We start from the raw sequence: 20981 nt of genomic DNA, 5'->3' as shown, positions 1-20981 counted from the left end.
TCTTGATGCAAGTCATGGCATAACCCAGCTTCACCTTGGACAGTTGGGGTGTGGGTTGCGCGGACGCCTTGCCCTCCGCGCAGTGTGTTTTCATTGGGAATGAGGAGCACAGCATGGCACGCATGATGAAAGCCGCCGCCTTTATCAACAAAGGCCGGATCGAGATTGTCGAGAAACCCGTCCCCGACGTGGGCCCCAACGATGCGCTGATCCGCATCACCACCACCACCATCTGCGGCACCGACGTGCACATCCTCAAGGGGGAGTACCCGGTGGCCCAGGGCCTGACCGTGGGCCACGAGCCGGTGGGCGTGATCGAGAAGCTGGGCAGTGCCGTGCAGGGCTACACCGAGGGCCAGCGCGTGATCGCCGGGGCCATCTGCCCCAACTTCAACAGCTATGCGGCCCAGGACGGCTACCCCAGCCAGGACGGCAGCTACCTGGCGGCGCGAGGCCTGTGCGGCTGCCACGGTTACAAGGCCACGGCCGGCTGGCGCTTTGGCAACCTGATCGACGGCACCCAGGCCGAGTACGTGCTGGTGCCCGACGCCCAGGCCAACCTGGCACCCATCCCCGATGGTCTGACCGACGAGCAGGTGCTGATGTGCCCGGACATCATGTCCACGGGCTTCAAGGGGGCGGAGAACGCCAACATCAAGATCGGCGACACCGTGGTGGTATTCGCGCAGGGACCCATCGGCCTGTGCGCCACGGCCGGCGCGCGCCTGCTGGGCGCGACCACCATCATCGCCGTCGATGGCAACGACCACCGCCTGGGCATCGCCAAGAAGATGGGCGCCGATGTGACGCTGAACTTCCGCAACGTGGACATCGTGGACGAGGTGATGAAGCTCACCTGCGGCAAGGGCGCGGACAGCTCCATCGAGGCCCTGGGCACGCAGACCACGTTCGCCCAGGCCATGCAGGTGCTCAAGCCCGGCGGCACGCTGTCCAGCCTGGGCGTGTACTCGGAAGACCTGTCCATCCTGCTGGCGCAGTTTGCCGCGGGCCTGGGCGACCACACCATCCGCACGGCCCTGTGCCCTGGCGGCAAGGAGCGCATGCGCCGCCTGATGAACGTGATTGCTGCCCAGCGCCTGGATCTGGGCGTGCTGGTCACGCACCAGCGCAAGCTGGATGACATCGTCGAGGCCTACGACCTGTTTGCGCACCAGCGCGACGGGGTGCTGAAGATCGCCATCAAGCCCTGAGCGGGGCGGCCAGCAAAAAGGGACGCCTCGGCGTCCCTTTTTTCATGCGTGCTTTGCCGGCTTACTTGTAGTCGTAGGTCACATCGTCCACGTGCAGGCTGCGCTCGCCGTCGGGCGGCGAAAAGCAGTCGCGGAAGGTGAACACGGCCGAGGTCAGGAACATGGTGACCAGGCCCATGCCCAGCATGATGGTCAGGATGTTGGCCGCCAGGGCCACGGCCGAACCCAGCAACAGCGACAGCACCAGCGTCACCAGCGACAGGACCAGGCCCGCAGCGATCGCCAGGCCCAGCCAGCCCAGGGCGTACATGAAGAAGGCACGGAAGTTGCGCACGCAGGCCACGACGCTGAAGAACACCGCCTTGACGGGCGAGACGCCGTGCCACTGCACCAGCGCCGGGGCGTGCCACATCAGCATGGCCAGCAGGTTGTAGAGCACGAAGCCGCTCCACAGCGCGATCTGAAAGCCCGGTTGTTGCACCAGCTCCTCCGCCACTTCGGGGGTGATGGGGTCGTTGCTCAGCGACAGGCGCGCCAGGCTGCCGTCGTCGAACAGCGAGGTCAGGCTGACGATCAGCAGGATGCCCAGCATGTAGAACAGGCCCAGGATGGCCAGCGCCTGGATGCGCGACGGGCCGCTGCGAAACGGCGCCAGGATCAGGCTGGGGCGGGGGATGCGGTCCTGCGAGGCCTCGGCGGCGCCCAGCATCATCACCAGGAACACGGTGGGCATCAGGATCAGCGCCAGGTAGGACCCGATCAGCGGCAGCATGCCCAGCAAGGAGACGGCCGCCATGCTGAGGAACAGCAGGGCCGTCAGTGCCATGGGCTGGCGCCAGAAGGTTTGCATGCCAAGCTTGACCCATTGCAGGCCGGTGCTGGCGGGAACGATGTGGAGTTTCATGTCGGTGGGGCGCAGGAAGGTGCGGCAGCGGGCTGGGCGCCCGGCATCCGCACAACTGTACCCCACGGCCGCGGCGCAGCAGTCCGTGGGGCTGATCGTGCAGGGCTCAGTGTGGGGCGGCGCTGCCCAGGTCCACGGGGTAGGCCACGCGCTGGCGCAGCACGCGCTCGAAGTGCGTGGGGTCGTGCGGCACCAGCATGGAGGCTTCGCGTGGCAGGTAGAAGTCCCACAGGCGCGAGATCCAGAAGCGCAGCGCGCCGGCCCGCAGCATGGCGTTGAACAGCTGGCGCTCGGCCGCTTCCAGCGGGCGCACGGCCTGGTAGGCCTGCAGCATGGCCTGGGCGTTGTCGGTGCGGTGGGCGCCGCTGGCATGGTCGATGCACCAGTCGTTCAGGCACACGCACAGGTCGAACAGGAAGGTGTCGGTGCCGGCGAAGTAAAAGTCGAAGAAGCCGGTGAGCTGCTCGCCGTCGAACATCACGTTGTCGCGGAACAGGTCGGCGTGCACCGGGCCACGTGGCAGGGCGCGGTAGGCGCTCGAGGCTGCCGTGTGGTTCTGGAAGGCCAGTTCGGCCTGCAGCAGCTCGGCCGCGCCGCTCTCCAGGTGGGGCAGGACCACGGGCACCGTCTGGTTCCACCAGGCCAGGCCGCGCAGGTTGGGCTGCTCGCGTGCGTAGTCGCGGCCAGCCAGGTGCATTTTGGCCAGCATCTCGCCCACGGCGGCGCAGTGCACGGGCAGGGGCTGCAGCTGGCTCTTGCCGCGCAGCTTCTGCACGATGGCGGCGGGTTTGCCGCAGACCTTGTGCAGGATGTCGCCGCTCTTGGCATCGGCCTGCGGGTCGGGCACCGGGATGCCCTTGTGGGCCAGGTGCTTCATCAGGTGCAGGTAGAAGGGCAGCTGCTCGGCGGTCAATCGCTCGAACAAAGTCAGTACCCACTCTCCTTGATCGGTCGTCAGGAAGTAGTTGGTATTTTCAATGCCGCCTTGAATGCCGCGCAACTCGGTCAATTGGCCCAGGGGAACGCGGCGCAGCAGGTCGCGCGCGTCTTTGTCAGAGACTTCGGTAAAAACAGCCATCGCTCAGGATGTAGAAAGGGAACATCCCACCGCCGCCATGGGCGGTGGTGGGGCAGTGGACGCGGGGTCCGCTCAGAACTGCAGTGCGCGCCAGACCCGGCGGCCGTTGGTGCCGTCGGTGCCTTCGTTGTTCTTGGGGTCGACCTCGTAGGCGGGCAGATTACCCACCTTGGGTTGCACGGTAATGCTCTTGGTTTCGCCGCCGACGCGCAGTTCATCCACGCGGCTGCCACCATCCTCGACGCGGATGCGCTCGATGCGTTGGTTGCCCTTGTCACCCTTTTGCTCTGCATTTTGCAGCTGCTGGGGTGCTTGAGCATTGGGTTGGGGCGAGTTTTCGCCATTGGCCTGGGCCAGCACGGGGGCGGCGGTCAGGAGCGAGGTGAGGAGGAGGGTGGCGGCGCGCATGCCCAAATTGTAGGCGTTGTTGCCCCGGTGCATGTGCAGCCTGCGCACCGGCGCCGGGGACAGCTGCGGGCAGGCCCTGGTGCTGGGCAAGACCATGTCCGTTCCCGCCGGCCCTGGCGACAGGCACAATTCCCGCCATGAGCAATTCCAAGACATTGGTGCTGGTCGACGGCTCCAGCTATCTGTACCGCGCCTACCATGCCATGCCCGACCTGCGGGCCGTGCCCGGGGACCCCAGCAGCCCGGCCACCGGGGCCATCCGCGGCATGGTGAACATGATGCAGTCGCTGCGCAAGGATGTGGCGGCCGATTACGCCGTCTGCGTGTTCGATGCCTCGGGCCCGACCTTCCGCGACGCCATGTACGACCAGTACAAGGCCACGCGCTCGCCCATGCCCGACGATCTGCGCAGCCAGATCGCCCCCATCCACGAGGTGGTGGACCTGCTGGGCTGGAAGGTGCTGACCGTGCCCGGCGTGGAGGCCGACGATGTGATCGCCACGTTGGCGCAGCTGGCGGCGGCGCAGGGCATTGACGTCATCGTCTCCAGCGGCGACAAGGACCTGAGTCAGCTGGTCAACGAGCGCGTGACCATCATCGACACCATGAATGGCAAGAAGCGCGACGTGGCCGGCGTGACGGCCGAGTTCGGTGTGCCGCCGTCGCTGATGGTGGACTACCAGGCCCTGGTCGGCGACACCGTGGACAACGTACCCGGTGTGACCAAGGTCGGCCCCAAGACGGCCGCCAAGTGGCTGGAGGAATACGGCACCCTGGACAACCTGATTGCCCACGCCGACGCCATCAAGGGCGTGGCGGGCCAGAACCTGCGCGATGCCATCGCCAGCGGCCAGCTGGCGCTGAGCCGCCAGCTGGTGACCATGAAGACCGACTGCGACCTGAGCGCCCATGTGCCGGGCCTGCCGGCGCTGGACGACATCACCCTGGATGCGCCGGACACCGAGGGCCTGCGGCCTTTCTATGAGAAATATGGCTTCAAGGGCCTGGCACGGGCGCTGGGTGCTCCTGCTTCGGAAGCGCCGGAGGCCGCCCCCGCGAGTGCCCAGGGCGGGCTGTTCGACGCCGACGATGCGGCCGCCACCGAGGTGGCTGTGGCCGCCCAGCAGCGCGAGGTGGTCTACACCACCATCCTGACCGAGGAACAGTTCCAGCTGTGGCTGGCCAAGATCCACGCCGCGGCGCTGACGGCCATCGACACCGAAACCGATTCGCTGGACGAGATGCAGGCGCAGATCGTCGGCATCTCCCTGAGCGTGCAGGTGGGCGAGGCGGCCTACATCCCGCTGCGCCACGAGGGCATGGACGTGCCCCAGCAACTGCCGCTGGACTGGGTGCTGGCGCAGCTCCAGCCCTGGCTGGAGGACGCCCGCCAGAAGAAACTGGGCCAGCACGTCAAGTACGACCAGCATGTGTTTGCCAACCACGGCATCACCGTGCGCGGCTATGCCCACGACACCATGCTGCAGTCCTATGTGCTGGAAGTGCACCGCCCGCACAACCTGGGCAGCCTGGCGCTGCGCCATGTGAACCGCACCGGCATCAGCTACGAGGACCTGTGCGGCAAGGGCAAGAACCAGATCCCGTTTGCCCAGGTGTCCGTGGACAAGGCGGCGGCGTACAGCTGCGAAGATTCCGACCAGACGCTGGACGTGCACGGCGTGCTGTGGCCGCAGCTGGAGGCCGATGCCAAGCTGCGCCACATCTACGAGCTGGAGATGGCGACCAGCGAGGCGCTGTTCCGCATCGAGCGCAACGGCGTGCGCATCGACGCCGGGGCGCTGGCGCGCCAGAGCAACGACCTGGGCGCGCGCATCCTGCAGCTGGAAAACGAGGCCTATGAGATCGCCGGTCAGCCCTTCAACCTGGCCAGCCCCAAGCAGCTGGGCGAAATCTTCTTCGACAAGCTGGGCCTGCCGGTGGTCAAGAAGACCGCCACCGGCGCGCGCAGCACCGACGAGGAGGTGCTGGAAAAGCTGGCCGAGGATTACCCCCTGCCTGCCAAGCTGCTGGAGCACCGCAGCCTGTCCAAGCTCAAGGGCACCTACACCGACAAGCTGGCGCAGATGGCGCTGCCGCGCACCGGCCGCGTGCACACCCACTACGCCCAGGCCGTGGCCGTGACCGGGCGCCTGTCCAGCAACGACCCCAACCTGCAGAACATCCCCGTGCGCACGCCCGAGGGTCGGCGCGTGCGCGAGGCCTTTGTGGCGCCCGAGGGCAAGCTGATCGCCAGCGCCGACTACTCGCAGATCGAGCTGCGCATCATGGCCCACCTGAGCGGTGACGAGGCCCTGCTGCGCGCCTTCCGCGATGGCCTGGACGTGCACCGCGCCACGGCGGCTGAAGTCTTCGGCGTGGCCGTGGACCAGGTCAGCAGCGAGCAGCGCCGCTATGCCAAGGTCATCAACTTCGGCCTGATCTACGGCATGAGCAGCTTTGGCCTGGCCAAGAACTTAGGGATAGAGACCAAGGCCGCTGCGGCCTACATCGACAAGTACTTCCAACGCTACCCCGGCGTGAAGCGCTACATGGAGCAGACCGTGGAGCTGGCCCACGCCCAGGGCTATGTGGAGACCGTCTTCGGCCGGCGCCTGTACCTGCCCGAGATCAACGGCGGCAGCGGCCCGCGCAAGAAGGCGGCCGAGCGCGCCGCCATCAACGCGCCCATGCAGGGCACGGCGGCCGACCTGATCAAGAAGGCCATGGTGGCCGTGCAGGCCCGGCTGGATGCCGAGCGCCCCGAGGTGCAGGTCATCATGCAGGTGCACGACGAACTGGTGTTCGAGCTGCCGGTGGCCGCGCGCGACTGGGTGCAGGCCGAAATCCCCGCCCTCATGGCCGGCGTGGCCGATCTGTCCGTGCCGCTGCTGGCCGAGATCGGCTTTGGCCCGAACTGGGAGCAGGCGCACTGAGTGGGGTCTCCCCCTCAATGCCTTTAAAAAGAGAGCGGCAGGCGCATGCCAATTCAGCCTTTCAGCCACTTTTGTGGCTGAAAGGCTTGAAATGCATGCGCTGAGTGCTCCTGAAAACCAATCCAAGGAATGCCGTGTCAACTGGCTTTGCACTGACGCCCGCCGTGCGCATGGGGCTGTCGATTTCTGTGGCGACGGGGCTGTATGGCATCTCGTTCGGGGCCCTGGCCGTGGCGGCAGGCCTGCATGTCTGGCAGGCGCTGGCGCTGAGCGCGCTGATGTTCACCGGCGGCTCGCAGTTCGCTTTCATCGGCGTGATCGCGGGCGGGGGCGCTGGCTCGGCCGCGGTCGGCGCGGCCACCTTGCTGGGCGTGCGCAACGCCGTCTACGGCATGCAGATGAACCGATTGCTGCAGCCCGGGGCTGGCGCAAGTGGCTGGCCGCCCACCTGACCATCGACGAGTCGGCCGCCACCGCGTCCGGCCAGATCGATGCGGCCGAGCAGCAGCGCGGCTTCTGGACCGCCGGCGTCGGCGTGTTCGTGCTGTGGAATGCCTTCACCCTGTGCGGGGCCCTGCTGGGCGATGCCCTGGGCGACCCGCGCCAGTGGGGGTTGGATGGTGCGGCCGTCGCTGCCTTCCTGGGCCTGCTGTGGCCGCGCCTGCAGCAGCGCGAACCCGTGGCCCTGGCCGTGCTGTGCGGCGTGGTCACGGCCCTGGCCGTGCCCCTGCTGCCGCCGGGCCTGCCGATCTTGCTGGCGGCCCTGGTCGGTGCCGCCTGGGGCTGGTGGCGCAGTGCGCGCCTGCAGCAGGATGGGAGGCCCGCATGAGCCTGTGGCACTGGATCGTACTGGCCAGTGCCGCCGCGCTGCTGACCAAGCTGCTGGGCTATGCCGTACCGGCGCGTTTCTTGCACAACCCGCGCATGACCCAGGTGGCGGCCTGCATGACGGTGGCCCTGCTGGCCGCCCTGACGGTGATGAACACCTTCTCGCACGGCCAGACGCTGGTGCTGGATGCGCGGCTGGCCGCTCTGGGCGTGGCCGCCCTGGCCCTGTGGCTGCGCGCCCCCTTTTTGCTGGTGGTGGTGCTGGGGGCGGTCAGCGCCGGCGTGGTGCGCTGGCTGGCGGGCTGACGGCGGGGGGCTTGACAGCTTGTGTACGCTGGAACGTCATGGGGTTGAAGCGGGCGCGCAAGCAGCCCCGCTGACGACTCAGTCAGCGCGCAGCGGTGCAGCAAGCCGTCGCGTCTTTAGCGAAAATGCGAAGCAGTTAGGGCCACCGCCCTGAAAGAAAACAGTTGTTATGACATTGGTCGCCATCATCGTGGCCACCCTGGCTTCCGGCATCGGCAGCGTCTGGGTGGCTAACTTTCTTTTGCAAGCCGGTTTCGGCCAGCGCGCCAGCAGCCGTGCGCAGCAAGGCCTGCTCAGCCTGGCCGCCGGGGCCTTGCTGGCCACGGCCTTCATGCACCTGCTGCCCGAAGCCTTCAACAGTGAGGCCAGCGCCCAGGATCTGTTCATGACGCTGCTGATCGGCGTGGTGTTCTTCTTCCTGCTGACCAAGGCCGAGCTGTGGCACCACGGCCATGAGCATGCCCACGAGCATGAGCACCATGTGCATGACCACACCCACGCCCACCCCGGGCACACGGGGCACCACCACCATGCCAAGAGCAGCGGCTGGTCGCTGCTGACCGGTGACAGCGTGCACTGCTTTGGCGATGGCATCCTGATTGCCTCGGCCTTTGTCGCCGACATCCGCCTGGGCCTGATTGCCGCCGTGTCTGTGATGGCGCACGAGGTGCCGCACCACATCGGCGATCTGGTGGTGCTGCGCAACAGCGCCCACCGCAATCTGGCGCTGTTCAAGGTGTCGCTGGCCGGTGCGGTCACGGCGCTGGGCGGGCTGACCGGCTACTTCCTGCTGGGCCACCTGGAAACCTGGCAACCCTACTTCCTGGTGGTGGCTTCCAGCAGCTTTGTGTATGTGGCACTGTCCGACCTGATCCCGCAGCTGCAAAAGCGCCTGTCGGCCCGCGAGTCGCTGGTGCAGGTGGCCTGGCTGTTGACCGGCATCGTGCTGGTCACCGCGGTCAGCGGGCTGGCGCACGGCGGCCACGGCCACTGAGCCGTGCGCACGCCAGAGTGCTTTCCCCCCCCCAACAAAAAAGGCACCGTACGGTGCCTTTTTTGCGGCGGCAGTGCTCACTGGCTCATGCCGGTTCGGTCTGCTGGTGTTCGGGGCGGCGCGTGCCCTGCAGCACGGAGCGCACGGCCGACAGCTGGCGGCGCGACACCTGCAGCATCTCGGGCACGCTGTGCAGGCGCATGGCCCAGCATTCGCCTTCCTCGTCGGTGTACTGCTTCTCCAGCATCCGCATCTGGCTGGGGTTGACCAGGGCGTTGCGGTGCAGGCGCAGGAACTGGCCGGGGTAGCGCTGCTCCAGCTCGCTCAAGGAGTTGTCGAGGATGTAGGTGCGCGAGGCGGTGCGCACGGTGACGTATTTCTGCTCGGCCTTGAGGTAGACGACCTGGTGCAGGGGCACGCGCTCGGCACGGCCACGGTCACGGATCACCAGCGCCGGGGCGGATTCGCTGCTGCTGGGCGTGCCTTCGAGGGCGCGGATGCGGCGCAGCTTGGCAATGGCCTGCTGCAGGCGCTCCAGGCGCACGGGCTTGGTCAGGTAGTCGATCGCTTCCACCTCGAAGGCGCTGGCGGCGTACATGGAATGGGCCGTGACGAAGACGATGGCCGGGGGCCTGGGCAGGTTGCGCAGGGTCTGCGCCAGCACCATGCCGTCGGGGCCGGGCATCTGGATGTCGAGCAGCACCAGGTCCAACGGCAAGGGGCTGCGGTGCACAAACTCCAGCGCCTGGGCAACGTTGGCAGCTTCTTCAATGGTGAACGGCGCGGAGGGGTCTTCGCTTTCACTCAGCAGCACCCGCAACCGGTTGCGGGCCAGCAGTTCATCATCAACGATGAGGATGTGCATCTCTTATCTCCGGATGGTTATGTACTTCTTAACTGAGCGGTAGAGATATCAAAACTTCAAAACGGCCTTCCTTGCGCGTGGCGCTGAAGCTGGCCTGCACGTCGTGCAGCAAGCGCAGTCGCCGCTCCACGTTCTTCAGGGCCATGCCCTGGCCCTGTGGTGCAGTGGCCTTGTCGCCGAGGCGTCGGGACGGATTCAGTGTATTGGTGACGCGTAACAAAATGAATTTTTTCTGAGTGAGTTGCGCGGAGATTGTTACTTTTGCGCCAATTTCAGAGGGTTCTACCCCATGTTTGACGGCGTTTTCCACCAAGGGCTGCAACAGCAGCGGCGGCAGGTGGGCGTCGAGCGCCGCAGGGTCCAGGTCCCAGTGCACCTGCAGCCGTTCGCCGAAGCGTATTTGCTCGATGTCGAGGTAGCGTTGCGCCAGCTCAATCTCTTCTGACAGGGCGATCTTGCTGCGGGGGTCCTGCAAGGTGGCGCGGAACAGGTCGCTCAGGTCCTGCAGCAGGCGCTCGGCCTTGCCCGGGTGCTCGCGCACCAGGGCGATCGCGCTGTTGAGGGCGTTGAACAGGAAGTGCGGGCGAATGTGGGCCTGCAGCGCGGTCAGCTGTGCCTTGGTGGCCGCCGGGGTGCGGCCCTCGGCACGCAGCACCAGGTAGCCGACCAGCACGGCGGCCATCACGCCGCCGGAGATGGCATTCGCCAGCCAGTGCAGGTGCGCCACCTGGCCGTTGATCGCCAACATGGCCGTGGCGTAGAGGCCGGCCACCATGCCCAGCACGATGCCGATCGCGTACTGGTGCGGGCCCTCCATGCGGTGCAGCACGCGCTTGAGGCTGCAGGCCATCAGCAGCCACACCAGCGTGCCCGGCAGGCCGCCACTGGTGAGCCAGGCCATCTGTAGCAGCCACTCCCAGCCGTTGGCCCCCTGGTAGAGCGCGGCCAGGGCGAGCACCAGCTCCACGCCCAGCACGGCGCGCAGCACCACCCCCAGATGGCACGCATCGAAGATCAGAACCGGCAGCGCTGCAGTAGGCTGAGGGGTTGTCCCTTCTGCGGATTCAGAGGAAGGTGATTGGCTCGATAAAATTTCAGGCTTGTGCATAGGGCATCCGGGTGTTCCGGGTGTCTGTCGTAACCGGAAATTCTGCCCTCCCATGTCTGATCACACCACCACGCAGCCCTCCCACAACCAACTCGACACCAAGGCGCAGGCGTGGTCCGCGTTGTTTTCCGAGCCCATGAGCGATCTGGTCAAGCGCTACACCTCCAGCGTGTTCTTCGACCAGCGCATGTGGAAGGCAGACATCACCGGCAGCCTGGCGCACGCGGAAATGCTGGCAGCCCAGGGCGTGATCGGCCAGAACGACTACGCCGCCATCCAGAAGGGCATGGCGCAGATCCAGCAAGAGATCGAGTCCGGTGCGTTCGAGTGGAAGCTGGACCTGGAAGACGTGCACCTGAACATCGAGGCGCGCCTGACGGCCCTGGTCGGCGATGCCGGCAAGCGCCTGCACACCGGCCGCAGCCGCAACGACCAGGTGGCCACCGATGTGCGCCTGTGGCTGCGCGACGAGATCGACCTGATCGAAGGTCTGCTCAAGGAGCTGCAGCTGTCGCTGGTGGAAGTGGCCGAGCAGAACGTGGACGTGATCCTGCCCGGTTTCACCCACCTGCAGGTGGCCCAGCCCGTGAGCTTTGGTCACCACATGCTGGCCTATGTGGAAATGTTCAAGCGCGACGCCGAGCGCATGCTGGACGTGCGCAAGCGCGTGAACGTGCTGCCCCTGGGCTCGGCCGCGCTGGCTGGCACCACCTACCCGCTGGACCGCGAGCGCGTGGCCAAGACGCTGGGGATGGAAGGTGTTTGCCAGAACTCGCTGGACGGCGTGTCCGACCGTGACTTCGCCATCGAATTCACCGCGGCCGCGTCGCTGTGCATGGTGCACGTCTCGCGCCTGTCGGAGGAGCTGATCGTGTGGATGAGCCAGAACTTCGGCTTCATCAAGATCGCCGACCGCTTCACCACCGGTTCGTCCATCATGCCGCAGAAGAAGAACCCCGACGTGCCCGAGCTGGCGCGCGGCAAGACCGGCCGTGTGGTGGGCCACCTGATGGGCCTGATCACCCTGATGAAGGGCCAGCCCCTGGCCTACAACAAGGACAACCAGGAAGACAAGGAACCGCTGTTCGACACCGTGGACACCCTGAAAGACACGCTGCGCATCTTCGCGGAAATGATCGGCGGCCAGGTCAATCCGGCGACCGGCGCCAAGGAAGGTGGCATCACCGTGAACGCGGCCAACATGCGCGCCGCAGCACTCAAGGGCTATGCCACGGCCACCGACCTGGCCGACTACCTGGTGAAGAAGGGCCTGCCCTTCCGTGACGCCCACGAAACTGTGGCGCATGCCGTGAAGCTGGCAACGGCCAAGGGCGTGGACCTGAGCGAGCTGCCCCTGGCCGAGTTGCAGTCCTTCAACCCGAATGTGCAGGCCGACGTGTTTGACGTGCTGAGCCTGGAAGGCTCGCTGAACGCGCGCAACACCCTGGGCGGTACCGCCCCTGCGCAAGTGCGCATCCAGTTGGCCAAGCACCGCGCACGCCTGGCGTAAGCAGCCAGCCACCCGGCCTGGGCGGGCCGAGTCCATCCATCGCACAAGGGACGCCGCCGCGTCCCTTTTTTTCGCGCGCAAGGACTCTGCGGCGAGCAACGATGCGCCACCTCGCCAAAAGCTACCCATTTTGAAGCCATCGGTGGGCTGGGGGCTAATAAGCTCGCAGATGGCCGTGTATGGCTTTTTCTGTTTTTGATTGTTGGAGAAATTCGTGACCCACGCATCCCGTCGTCGCTTCCTGGTCCAAACTGCGCCGCAAGCCGCAGTGCTGGCTGCCGCCAGCGTGGCCGGATGGCGATGGTCGTGGGCCTCCGAAAAACCCCTGCGCATCCTGGTGGGCTTTCCGCCCGGCGGTGGCACGGACGTGATCGCCCGCCTGTTGCAGGAGCCTCTGGGCCGCCGCCTGGGGCGCACCGTCATCATCGAGAACAAGCCGGCGCCGGTGGGCAGATTGCCGCGCAGCAGCTCAAGACCTCGGTGCCCGATGGCAGCACGCTGTTCCTCACCCACGACCACAGCATTTCCATCCTGCCGCAGGTGGTGCGCCATGCGGGCTTCGATCCGGCGGCGGACTTCGAGCCCGTGGGGGGCTTTGCCTCCTTCGTCAACACCTTCGCTGTCTCGGGACTGCATCCGGCCCGCAGCTTCGAGGAGTACCTGAAGTGGGTGCGCAAGAGCTCGCACGGGCGCAGCGCCGTGGGCATTCCCGCGCCAGCCTCCACGCCCGAGTTCCTGGTCAAGCAGCTGGCACAGCGCTACGACCTGGACCTGCAATCCGTGCCCTACAAGGGCAGTGCGCCCATGATTGGCGACATGCTGGGCCGGCAGATCGAGGCCGGGATTGGCTCGGTGCAGGACTTCGTGCACTACCACAAGGAGGGCAAGCTGCGCGTGCTGGCCGTGCTGGGCGGGCGCCGCCAGCCCCTGTTGCCCGAGGTGCCGACGTTCAGCGAACTGGGGCTCAAGGGCCTGGAGGACATGCCCTACTACGGCATCTATGCCCCCAAGGGTGTGCCTGCAGCGTTCATCCAGCAGTTCGCCAAGGCCCTGGCGGACAGCGTGCAGGAGCCCGCCATCCGCCAGCAACTCGAGGCGATCGGCCTGGTGGTCGATGCCATGGGGCCCGAGCAGCTGGCGCAGCGCGAGAAGGCCTACACCGCGGTCTGGAAGCGCATCATCCAGGACAGCGGCTTCCAGCCCCAGTAAGGCGGGACACCAGCCCGGGGTGGACTGCGGTCAGCGCTGCAGTTGCACTTTGTGCGCCTTCTTGTGCACGAAATCGCCCAGGCGCTGCTGCACGTCGTGCCCCTGCTGGATCATGGCCATCACCAGTCCTTCGGTGAAGAGCCCGTCCGTGGCGGACATGTCGGCAATCCGGCTGATGGCGCTGACGATGGCGTAGTTGGACAGCGGCGCGTTGCCGGCAATTTTCTCGGCCAGCTGCAACGCCAGATCCGGTGCCGGGGTGTCACCCTGGGCGGTGTCGCAGACATAGTGGGTCAGACCCAGTTGGCGACCTTCCTGGGCATCCAGGACGCGGCCGGTGAGCATCATCTCCACCATGCGCGGCGCGGAAATGATGCGTGCCGTGCGCACCGTGGCGCCGCCGCCGGTGAAGATGCCGCGCGTGCCCTCGGGCAGGGCAAAGAAGGTGCTGCTGTCGGCCACGCGCACATGGGCCGCGCTGGCCAGCTCCAGGCCCCCGCCGACCACCGCCCCCTGCAGGCAGGCGATGACGGGAATGCCGCCGTGCTGGATCTTGTCGAACGCACGGTGCCAGCCCTGGCACACGTGCATGAACTCGACGCCGCTGCGCGCCTTGGCATGGTGCTCCTTCAGGTCCAGGCCCGCGCAGAAATGCTCGCCCCGGGCCATCAGCACGATGGCACGGATGTGTGCGGGCACGGCCGAGAAGTAGGCGTCGATTGCGGCAATCGCCTCCTCGTTCAGCGCGTTGCGCTTGTGGGCCATGTTCAGGGTAAGGATGCCGATGGGGCCTTGCTCGGACGTCAACACGAGGGGTTCGGTCATGAAAATGCTCCTTGAGGGCTGCGGGGGAAGACGGCGTCGCGGGCGGGTGCTGGCATGGCGACGGGCGGGGTGTGCGGGTCTTGCGGCCATACCGGTGCTATGCACATGCGGATCACGCCATTCACTGGGGGCGCAGACTTGCACCACTGCAGTCGCCGTGTTCTTAGGAGGCTGCGGTGGGTGTGCCGCGCTGTGTGTGAAGATCGCCACATTTGTAGGTTGTATGCACTAGGATGGATGAGAGAGCTACTGTTCCAGATCATGTGTCAGGGCCAAACTGGATCTGACATGCCTTCAGCATAGGCAGCAGTGGTGGTGCTTCCAATCACCAATCGCGCCGCACAATGTGCAAAAACTGACAAGAAGAGGGTAGGCCATGGAATCCCGTCAAGGGGCTGCTGTTGCGGCCACGGTGTCGCTGGAGCTGGTGCAGGACTGGCTGGACAGCTTGCAGCGGCTGTGTCCGGAGCCGCTGCTCGACGACTGCCTGAAGCAGGCGGGCATCGTCAAGGCCTTCCTCGGCCGCCCCGGGGCACGGCTGACGCACGACCAGTGCGTCGGTCTGTACCAGCGCAGTGCCTCCGCCACGGGCGACGAGATGATGGGCTTGTGGAGTCGCCCGGTGCGCACCGGCGCCCTCAAATACATCATGCGGGCGGTGCTGGATGCGCCCAGCATCCAGGTGGCGCTGTACCGCTTCACGCAGTTCTGGAACCTGTTGCTCGATGACTACCGGCTGCAACTGAGCGACGCGGGCACCACGCTGTGCCTGGCACTGGTGGCGCGCAGCCCTGCGGTCGGGCTCAACCGCTTCGGCCATGCGCTGATGCTCAAGCTGACCCATGGCATCGTCTCCTGGCTGGTCGGGCGCGAGGTGCCGGTGCAGCAGGTGGGCTTTGCCTTTGCCCCGCCCGCGTTTGCGGCCGACTATGCGGTGCTGTTCCCGGCGCCGGTGGTGTTCGACGCCGCGCATTCGCAGATCGTGTTCGCGGCCGAGCTGGGCAAGGTCCGGCCCGTGCGCAGCCGCACCGAGGTGCGGGCCTTCCTGGTGCGAGCCCCCCGGGACTGGATCTTCACCGCCTACCACGAGCATGCGTTGCGGCTGAAGGTGCGCGAGCTGCTGTACATGGAACTGGGCCGCAGCCTGGAGGATGTGGCCGCGCGCCTGCACATGTCGTCGCGCACCTTGATCCGCAAGCTGCGCCAGGAGGGGTTGTCCTTCCAGGGCATCAAGGACGATCTGCGCCGCGACCTGGCCATCCTGCAATTGACACGCGGCGAGGTGGCGCTGGGTGAAATCGCCTATGCGCTGGGTTTCAGCTCGGTCGCGGTGTTTCACCGCGCCTTCCGGCACTGGACGGGCATGACGCCCGGCGCCTACCGCGCCGCACAGCGCCAACTGGCCTGAAGAGGCCACCCGATGCCGGCATGTGCGCGGCCGTGCACCGGCTTGGTGCTACGCTGTGCGCAATTTTTATCGTTTTGAGGGTGCATCAGGTGTTGCAAGGACGTTGGAGCAAAAGGTGGGGGTGGGCGCTGGGGCTGGTCGCAGGCATTCCCTGGGCGGCACAGGCGGTCCAGATCAGCCAGGTGACGCCGCAGGGCGCTGTCAACGAAGTGCAGCAGGTGGTGGTGCAGATGTCCGCCGATGCGGTGCGCCTGGGCAATGCCCAGGCCCCGGCCCCGGTGCGCGTGCAGTGCGCACCCGGCAACGTGGCGGGCACTGGTCGCTGGACCAATGCGCGCGAATGGGTCTGGCAGCTGGACCAGCCCTTGCCGGCCGGCACGCGCTGCAGCGTGCAGTTGGAGAAATCCTTCAAATTGCCTTCTGGCCAAGCATTGACGGGCGCTTCCAGCTATCAGTTTGAGATTGCCGGCCCGCTGGTGCGCGAGACCTGGCCGGCCACCTACGAGCCGGTGGACGAATCCCAGACCTTTGTACTGCAGCTCAATGGCGCAGCCACCCCGCAAAGCCTGCAGCAGCACGTGCATTGCCGGGCGCAGGACGTGGGCGAACGCATTCCCGTGCGGGTGCTGGATGCCGCGCAAACGCGCGCGGTGGTGCAGGCCCTGCACCTGCCCGCCAAGGGCCACTATGCCGCCCTGGAATGCGGGCGCCGCCTGACGGCTGGCAGCCGCGTGCAGCTGGTCTATGGCGCGGGTGTGCAGATGGCCAGCGGTGTGACCAACAAGGCCAGCCGTACCTTTGATTTTGAAGTGCGCCAGGCCTTCACCGCCGAGCTGCAGTGCCAGCGCGAGCGGGCGAATGCCGGCTGCCTGCCGATCCGCGATGTGACGCTGTCGTTCACCGCCCCCGTGCCGGTGGACCAGGCGCGCCAGGTGCACCTGCTGCACCAGGGCAAGTCGTTGTCCCCGGTGCTGGAGGCCGGCACGGACCGCGTGCAAAGCCTGCGCTTTGCCGCGCCGTTCACCCCGACCGGGCAGTACCAGCTGGTGCTGCCGCCCACGCTGCAGGACGACGCGGGGCGCAAGCTGGCGAACGCGGCCTCGTTCCCGCTGACGGTGGTCATGGGCGACACCCCGCCGCTGGCCAAGTTTGCGGCGGCGCCGTTCGGCGTGCTGGAGCGCTTTGCCGAGGGCGAGGACGGCGTGGCCGTGCTGCCCGTGACGGTGCGCAAGGTGGAGTCTGTCGATCAGCCCGCCAGTGGCGCCGGGGCCCAGGTGCGCAGCCTGCGGCTGACGCGCGACAGCGACATCATTCGCTGGTGGGACCTGGTGCAGCGCTACGAGCAAGGCAGCATCCCGCGCAAGACGGCCCAGCGCGAACTGAAGGCACCTGTGCCGCGGCCGGTGGACGAGTCGGACCAGCACTATGTGCAGACCCGCACCCTGTCCTTGCTGACGGGCCAGAAGGGCGTGCAGTCGTCGCAACTGCCCAAGGCGAGCGCCGATCCGCGCCCCCTGGAGGTGGTGGGCATCCCGCTCAAGGAGCCCGGCCTGCATGTGCTGGAGATCGAGTCCCCGCACCTGGGCGCCGCCCTGCTGGATGAGCGCCTGGGTCAGCCGCGCAGCATGTTTGTGCGCACCTCGGCCCTGGTCACCAACCTGGCCGTGCACCTGAAGCTGGGGCGTGAGGGCTCGGCCGTCTGGGTCACCTCGCTGGACAAGGGGCAGCCCGTGGCGGGTGCCACGGTGCAGGTCTCCGACTGCCGCGGGCAGTCGCACCAGCGTGGCACCACCGACGCCCAGGGCTTGCTGCAGCTGCCCGATCTGGACAAGGAGGCCCCGCGCTGCAACCAGCACGAGGGCAGCGGCCAATGGTTTGTCAGTGCCCGCCACCAGTCCCAGAGCGTGGAGGATGTGGCCTTTGTCTGGAGTGACTGGCAGCGCGGCATCGAGCCCTGGCGCTTCAACCTGCCTGTGGCCTGGGGCAACCGGCCCGAGCTGGTGGCACACACGGTGCTGGACCGCAACCTGGTGCGTGCCGGGGAAACCGTGTCCATGAAGCACGTGGTGCGCCTGCAGAACCTGCAGGGCCTGGCCCTGCCGGCGGACTGGCCGGTCGAAATGGTCATCACCCATGTGGGCAGCGGCCAGCAATACCGCCAGCCGCTGGACTGGGTGGACACGCGCAACGGCGGGCGCAACGCCACCAACGCCTGGGCCGTGCCCGCAGCCGCCAAGCTGGGGCAGTACACGGTGGAGCTGCGCTGGGGCGCTTCGGCCCGCCAGGGCCAGCGGATTCAGGAGTCGGGCAGCTTCCGGGTGGAAGCCTTCCGCCTGCCCGTGTTCCAGGGCGCGGTGCAGCCCGTGGACAAGGGCGTGCTGGTGCAGCCCAAGACCCTGCCGGTGGCCGTGCAGCTGAACTTCCTCAACGGCGGGGCCGCCAACGGCCATGCCGTGCAGGTCAGTGCCTTGCTGCGCGACCGCTATGTCTATTTCGAGCGCTGGCGTGGCTACAACTTCAGCGCCCCGCGGGCTCCGGAGCAGGCCGACCGGGACAGCGAAGATGCGGGCAGCAGCAACGATGGCGCGCGCCTGGTGGCCGACAAGCTGGCGCTGACGCTGGATGCGCAGGGTCAGGGCCAGGTGGCGCTGCCGTCGCTGCAGGCCGTGGCCGCACCGCAGGATCTGGTGCTGGAGGCCAGCTTTGCCGATCCGAACGGCGAAATCCAGAGCCTGCGCAGCACCCACACCCTGTGGCCGTCGGCCGTGCTGGCCGGCTTGCGCACCGAGGGCTGGATGTCCGTGGGCCGCAAGATGCGCCTGCAGGCCCTGGCGGTGGACGCCCAGGGCAATCCCCAGGCGGGCGTGCCCCTCAAGGTGCAGGCCGTGCACCACACCACCAGCTCCACGCGCAAGCGCCTGGTCGGTGGCTTCTACAGCTACGACAACCAGCGCAGCAGCAAGGACCTGGGCACGGTGTGCAGCGGCAAGAGCGATGCCCGTGGCCTGCTGCTGTGTGAAGTGCAGGTGGTCGAAGCCGGGGAGGTGGAGCTGATCGCCTCGGCCCAGGATGGCCAGGGCCGCGTGGCGCGTGCCGCCGACACCGTCTGGGTGACGGGGCGCGGCGAACTGTGGTTCGGCGGCCAGGACCATGACCGCATGGACGTGCTGGCCGAAAAGGCCAGCTACGCGCCGGGCGAGACCGCCAAGCTGCAGGTGCGCATGCCCTTCCGCGAGGCCACGGCCCTGCTGAGCGTGGAACGCGAAGGCGTGCTGCACACCCAGGTGGTGCACCTGCAGGGCAAGGACCCGACGGTGGAGCTGCCAGTGCAGGCCGGCTGGGGGCCGAATGTCTACGTCAGCGTGCTGGCGCTGCGCGGGCGCCTGTATGAAGTGCCCTGGTACAGCTTCTTCACCTGGGGCTACAAGGTTCCCCGGCAGTGGTGGAATGCTTTCTGGTACGGCGGCAAGGAATACGTGGCGCCCACGGCCCTGGTGGACCTGAGCAAGCCGGCCTTCCGCCTGGGCGTGGCCGAGCTGAAGGTGCAGGACCGTTCGCAGCAGCTGACGGTGGCGGTGCAGGCCGACAAGGCCAGCTACCAGGTGCGCGACAAGGCCAAGGTCACCATCCGCGCCACTCTGCCGGATGGCAAGCCCGCAGCCCATGCCGAGGTGGCCGTGGCCGCCGTGGACAAGGCCTTGCTGGAGCTGTCGCCCAACCCCACTTGGGATTTGCGCGCCGCCATGTGGCAGCGCCGCAGCTGGGCGGTGTCCACGTCCACGGCCCAGATGGAGGTGGTGGGTCGGCGCCACTATGGCCGCAAGGCCGCGCCCCCGGGCGGCGGCGGCGGCAACGGCGCCCCCACGCGCGAACTGCTGGACACGCTGCTGCTGTGGCAACCCCGTTTGCAGCTGGATGCCCAGGGCCAGGCCGTGGTCGAGGTGCCGCTCAACGATGCCCTGACCAGCTTCCAGATCGTCGCGGTGGCCGAGGACGGCGTGCAGCGCTTTGGCACCGGCAGCACCGACATCCGCACCACGCAGGACCTGCAGCTCATCAGCGGCCTGCCGCCGGTGGTGCGCGAGGGCGACCAGTTCCGTGCCATGGTCACGGTGCGCAACACCACGCAGCAACCCATGCAGGTGCAGCTGCAGCCCAAGGCCCATGGCCTGGAACTGCCGGCCCAGACCGTCGAGATCGCGGCGCAGCAGGCGCGCGAGGTGAGCTGGAACGTCACGGTGCCCACGGCCCTGGCCCAGGCCGCGGAAAGCGCCTGGGACTGGCGCCTGGAGGGGCGCGATACCAAGACCGGCGCCAAGGATGCGCTGGCCTTCACGCTGCGCCTGCTGCCGGCCGTGCCGCTGGCGGTGCAGCAGGCCACCCTGGTACAGATCGACGGCCACTGGCAGCAGCCCCTGGAATGGCCCGAGCAGGCCGTGCCCGGCAAGGGCGGCCTGCGCCTGGCCTTCAGCGACCGGCTGGCCGATCCGCAGCAGGGCGTGCCCGGGCTGCGCGACTGGTGGCAGGCCTATCCCTATGCCTGCCTGGAGCAGACCGTGGGCAAGGCCATCGGCCTGAACGATGCCGACCTGTGGCAGCGCACCATGGCCAAGCTGCCTACCTACCTGGACGACGACGGCCTGGCCATGTACTTCCCGCCCCAGGGTGGCTACCAGGCCCGGGGCAGCGACAGCCTGACGGCCCACCTGCTGTCGGTGCACCACAGCCTCCAGCGCGTGGCGCCGGCACTGGCCCTGCCGGCGTCCGAGCGCGCCCGCATGGAGTCCGGCCTGATCGCGTTTGTCGAAGGGCGCATCGAGCGCCAGCACTGGAGTCCGCGCAAGGACCTGGAGGTGCGTAAGCTGGCCGCGATTGCGGCGCTGGCGCGCAGCGGCAAGGCCCGCCCGGCCATGCTGCAGAGCATCAGCCTGTCGCCCCAGGACTGGCCGACGCACGCGGTGATCGACTGGCTCAGCATCCTGCAGCAGATGCCGCAGGTGCCCGAGCACGACCAGCGCCTGGCCGAGGCGCAGCAGGTGCTCAAAGCCCGGCTGTCGTACACGGGCAGCCAGGTCGGCTTCAGCACCGATGCCCAGGACCAGTGGTGGTGGCTGATGCAAAGCGCCGACGTGAACGTGGCGCGCCTGCTGCTGACCACGCTGGACGATGCCGCCTGGGATGCCGAGCGCACGCGCCTGGTCACCGGCCTGCTGGCGCGCCAGCAGCGCGGCCACTGGGGCACGACCACGGCTAACACCTGGGCCGGGCTGGCGCTGCGCCAGTTCTCCCAGAAGTACGAGCGCGATGCGGTCACGGGCGACACCACGGCCCTGCTGGGGGCCGCCACCCAGACCGTCCACTGGGCGGCTGCGGTCACGCCACCGGCGGCCGGCG

At 67.5% G+C, this 20981-nt stretch carries 14 protein-coding genes and 2 pseudogenes; 10 read left to right on the top strand and 6 right to left on the bottom strand.

What is annotated here, in order from left to right:
- Positions 1-113: 113 nt before the first annotated feature.
- A complete protein-coding gene (locus tag SJH88_RS10905; protein WP_274754484.1) occupies positions 114-1211 on the top strand; it encodes an NAD(P)-dependent alcohol dehydrogenase in 1098 nt (365 codons plus the stop codon).
- Between the two features lie 61 nt (positions 1212-1272).
- Here the strand turns inward: SJH88_RS10905 and SJH88_RS10900 are convergent, their stop codons facing one another.
- The 3 genes from SJH88_RS10900 to SJH88_RS10890 all read right to left on the bottom strand — a co-directional run bounded on the left by SJH88_RS10900 (position 1273) and on the right by SJH88_RS10890 (position 3601).
- Positions 1273-2115, bottom strand: a complete 843-nt coding sequence (locus SJH88_RS10900) for a BPSS1780 family membrane protein (RefSeq protein WP_274754483.1) — start codon at positions 2113-2115, stop codon at positions 1273-1275.
- A gap of 106 nt (positions 2116-2221) precedes the next feature.
- Complete coding sequence (locus tag SJH88_RS10895; protein WP_274754482.1) at positions 2222-3193, bottom strand: homoserine kinase; 972 nt, start codon at positions 3191-3193, stop codon at positions 2222-2224.
- 72 nt (positions 3194-3265) lie between these two features.
- Positions 3266-3601 carry a hypothetical protein gene (locus SJH88_RS10890; protein WP_239237022.1) on the bottom strand — a complete coding sequence of 112 codons (336 nt, stop codon included), beginning with the start codon at positions 3599-3601 and terminating at the stop codon, positions 3266-3268.
- A gap of 137 nt (positions 3602-3738) precedes the next feature.
- Here SJH88_RS10890 and polA point away from each other — a divergent pair, with 137 nt between their 5' ends.
- The 5 genes and pseudogenes from polA to SJH88_RS10865 all read left to right on the top strand — a co-directional run bounded on the left by polA (position 3739) and on the right by SJH88_RS10865 (position 8662).
- Positions 3739-6534 carry a DNA polymerase I gene (gene polA / locus SJH88_RS10885; RefSeq protein WP_274754481.1) on the top strand — a complete coding sequence of 932 codons (2796 nt, stop codon included), beginning with the start codon at positions 3739-3741 and terminating at the stop codon, positions 6532-6534.
- A gap of 170 nt (positions 6535-6704) precedes the next feature.
- Positions 6705-7066: pseudogene (locus SJH88_RS10880) on the top strand (AzlC family ABC transporter permease); the annotation flags it as partial.
- A gap of 9 nt (positions 7067-7075) precedes the next feature.
- Positions 7076-7363, top strand: a complete 288-nt coding sequence (locus tag SJH88_RS10875; RefSeq protein ID WP_274754493.1) for a hypothetical protein — start codon at positions 7076-7078, stop codon at positions 7361-7363.
- Positions 7360-7668: an AzlD domain-containing protein gene (locus SJH88_RS10870; RefSeq protein ID WP_183303868.1), complete on the top strand. Its 309-nt coding sequence runs from the start codon at positions 7360-7362 to the stop codon at positions 7666-7668. The genes SJH88_RS10875 and SJH88_RS10870 overlap by 4 nt, the downstream gene beginning before the upstream one ends.
- Positions 7669-7837: 169 nt before the next feature.
- Positions 7838-8662, top strand: coding sequence for a ZIP family metal transporter (locus SJH88_RS10865; protein WP_042419270.1), 825 nt, complete (start codon positions 7838-7840; stop codon positions 8660-8662).
- A gap of 85 nt (positions 8663-8747) precedes the next feature.
- Here SJH88_RS10865 and SJH88_RS10860 read toward each other — a convergent pair whose 3' ends face one another.
- Both SJH88_RS10860 and SJH88_RS10855 read right to left on the bottom strand, forming a co-directional pair.
- Positions 8748-9527 carry a LytR/AlgR family response regulator transcription factor gene (locus SJH88_RS10860; protein ID WP_274754480.1) on the bottom strand — a complete coding sequence of 260 codons (780 nt, stop codon included), beginning with the start codon at positions 9525-9527 and terminating at the stop codon, positions 8748-8750.
- 28 nt (positions 9528-9555) lie between these two features.
- Positions 9556-10515 carry a sensor histidine kinase gene (locus SJH88_RS10855; RefSeq protein WP_274754479.1) on the bottom strand — a complete coding sequence of 320 codons (960 nt, stop codon included), beginning with the start codon at positions 10513-10515 and terminating at the stop codon, positions 9556-9558.
- Positions 10516-10687: 172 nt separating this feature from the next.
- On the opposite strand from SJH88_RS10855, the gene argH reads away from it, so the two are divergent.
- On the top strand, positions 10688-12145 hold the full coding sequence (gene argH / locus SJH88_RS10850) for an argininosuccinate lyase (protein ID WP_154163481.1): 1458 nt from the start codon (positions 10688-10690) through the stop codon (positions 12143-12145).
- A gap of 214 nt (positions 12146-12359) precedes the next feature.
- Positions 12360-13354, top strand: a pseudogene (locus tag SJH88_RS10845) (Bug family tripartite tricarboxylate transporter substrate binding protein).
- Positions 13355-13384: 30 nt separating this feature from the next.
- On the opposite strand, the gene SJH88_RS10840 reads toward SJH88_RS10845, so the two are convergent.
- Entirely contained in the window at positions 13385-14179 is a 795-nt protein-coding gene (locus SJH88_RS10840) for a crotonase/enoyl-CoA hydratase family protein (RefSeq protein ID WP_274754478.1), read from the bottom strand.
- A 376-nt stretch (positions 14180-14555) separates the two neighbouring features.
- On the opposite strand from SJH88_RS10840, the gene SJH88_RS10835 reads away from it, so the two are divergent.
- Both SJH88_RS10835 and SJH88_RS10830 read left to right on the top strand, forming a co-directional pair.
- On the top strand, positions 14556-15587 hold the full coding sequence (locus tag SJH88_RS10835; protein WP_274754477.1) for a helix-turn-helix domain-containing protein: 1032 nt from the start codon (positions 14556-14558) through the stop codon (positions 15585-15587).
- A gap of 89 nt (positions 15588-15676) precedes the next feature.
- Positions 15677-20981: alpha-2-macroglobulin family protein (locus SJH88_RS10830; protein WP_274754476.1), on the top strand; the 5305-nt coding region annotated here is incomplete at its 3' end.

The organism is Comamonas sp. GCA5, from assembly GCF_036541385.1.
Classification (GTDB): domain Bacteria; phylum Pseudomonadota; class Gammaproteobacteria; order Burkholderiales; family Burkholderiaceae_C; genus Comamonas; species Comamonas aquatica.
The sequence above is the reverse complement of the archived record's forward strand: the minus strand, read 5'-3'. Positions and strand labels throughout refer to the sequence as shown.

What these genes read in the sequence shown, in the direction of transcription:
- SJH88_RS10905 (WP_274754484.1), top strand. Translation starts at nt 114, where the DNA reads ATGGCACGCATGATGAAAGCCGCCGCCTTTATCAACAAAGGCCGGATC.
- SJH88_RS10900 (WP_274754483.1), bottom strand. Translation starts at nt 2,115, where the DNA reads ATGAAACTCCACATCGTTCCCGCCAGCACCGGCCTGCAATGGGTCAAG.
- SJH88_RS10895 (WP_274754482.1), bottom strand. Translation starts at nt 3,193, where the DNA reads ATGGCTGTTTTTACCGAAGTCTCTGACAAAGACGCGCGCGACCTGCTG.
- SJH88_RS10890 (WP_239237022.1), bottom strand. Translation starts at nt 3,601, where the DNA reads ATGCGCGCCGCCACCCTCCTCCTCACCTCGCTCCTGACCGCCGCCCCC.
- polA (WP_274754481.1), top strand. Translation starts at nt 3,739, where the DNA reads ATGAGCAATTCCAAGACATTGGTGCTGGTCGACGGCTCCAGCTATCTG.
- SJH88_RS10870 (WP_183303868.1), top strand. Translation starts at nt 7,360, where the DNA reads ATGAGCCTGTGGCACTGGATCGTACTGGCCAGTGCCGCCGCGCTGCTG.
- SJH88_RS10865 (WP_042419270.1), top strand. Translation starts at nt 7,838, where the DNA reads ATGACATTGGTCGCCATCATCGTGGCCACCCTGGCTTCCGGCATCGGC.
- SJH88_RS10860 (WP_274754480.1), bottom strand. Translation starts at nt 9,527, where the DNA reads ATGCACATCCTCATCGTTGATGATGAACTGCTGGCCCGCAACCGGTTG.
- argH (WP_154163481.1), top strand. Translation starts at nt 10,688, where the DNA reads ATGTCTGATCACACCACCACGCAGCCCTCCCACAACCAACTCGACACC.
- SJH88_RS10840 (WP_274754478.1), bottom strand. Translation starts at nt 14,179, where the DNA reads ATGACCGAACCCCTCGTGTTGACGTCCGAGCAAGGCCCCATCGGCATC.
- SJH88_RS10835 (WP_274754477.1), top strand. Translation starts at nt 14,556, where the DNA reads ATGGAATCCCGTCAAGGGGCTGCTGTTGCGGCCACGGTGTCGCTGGAG.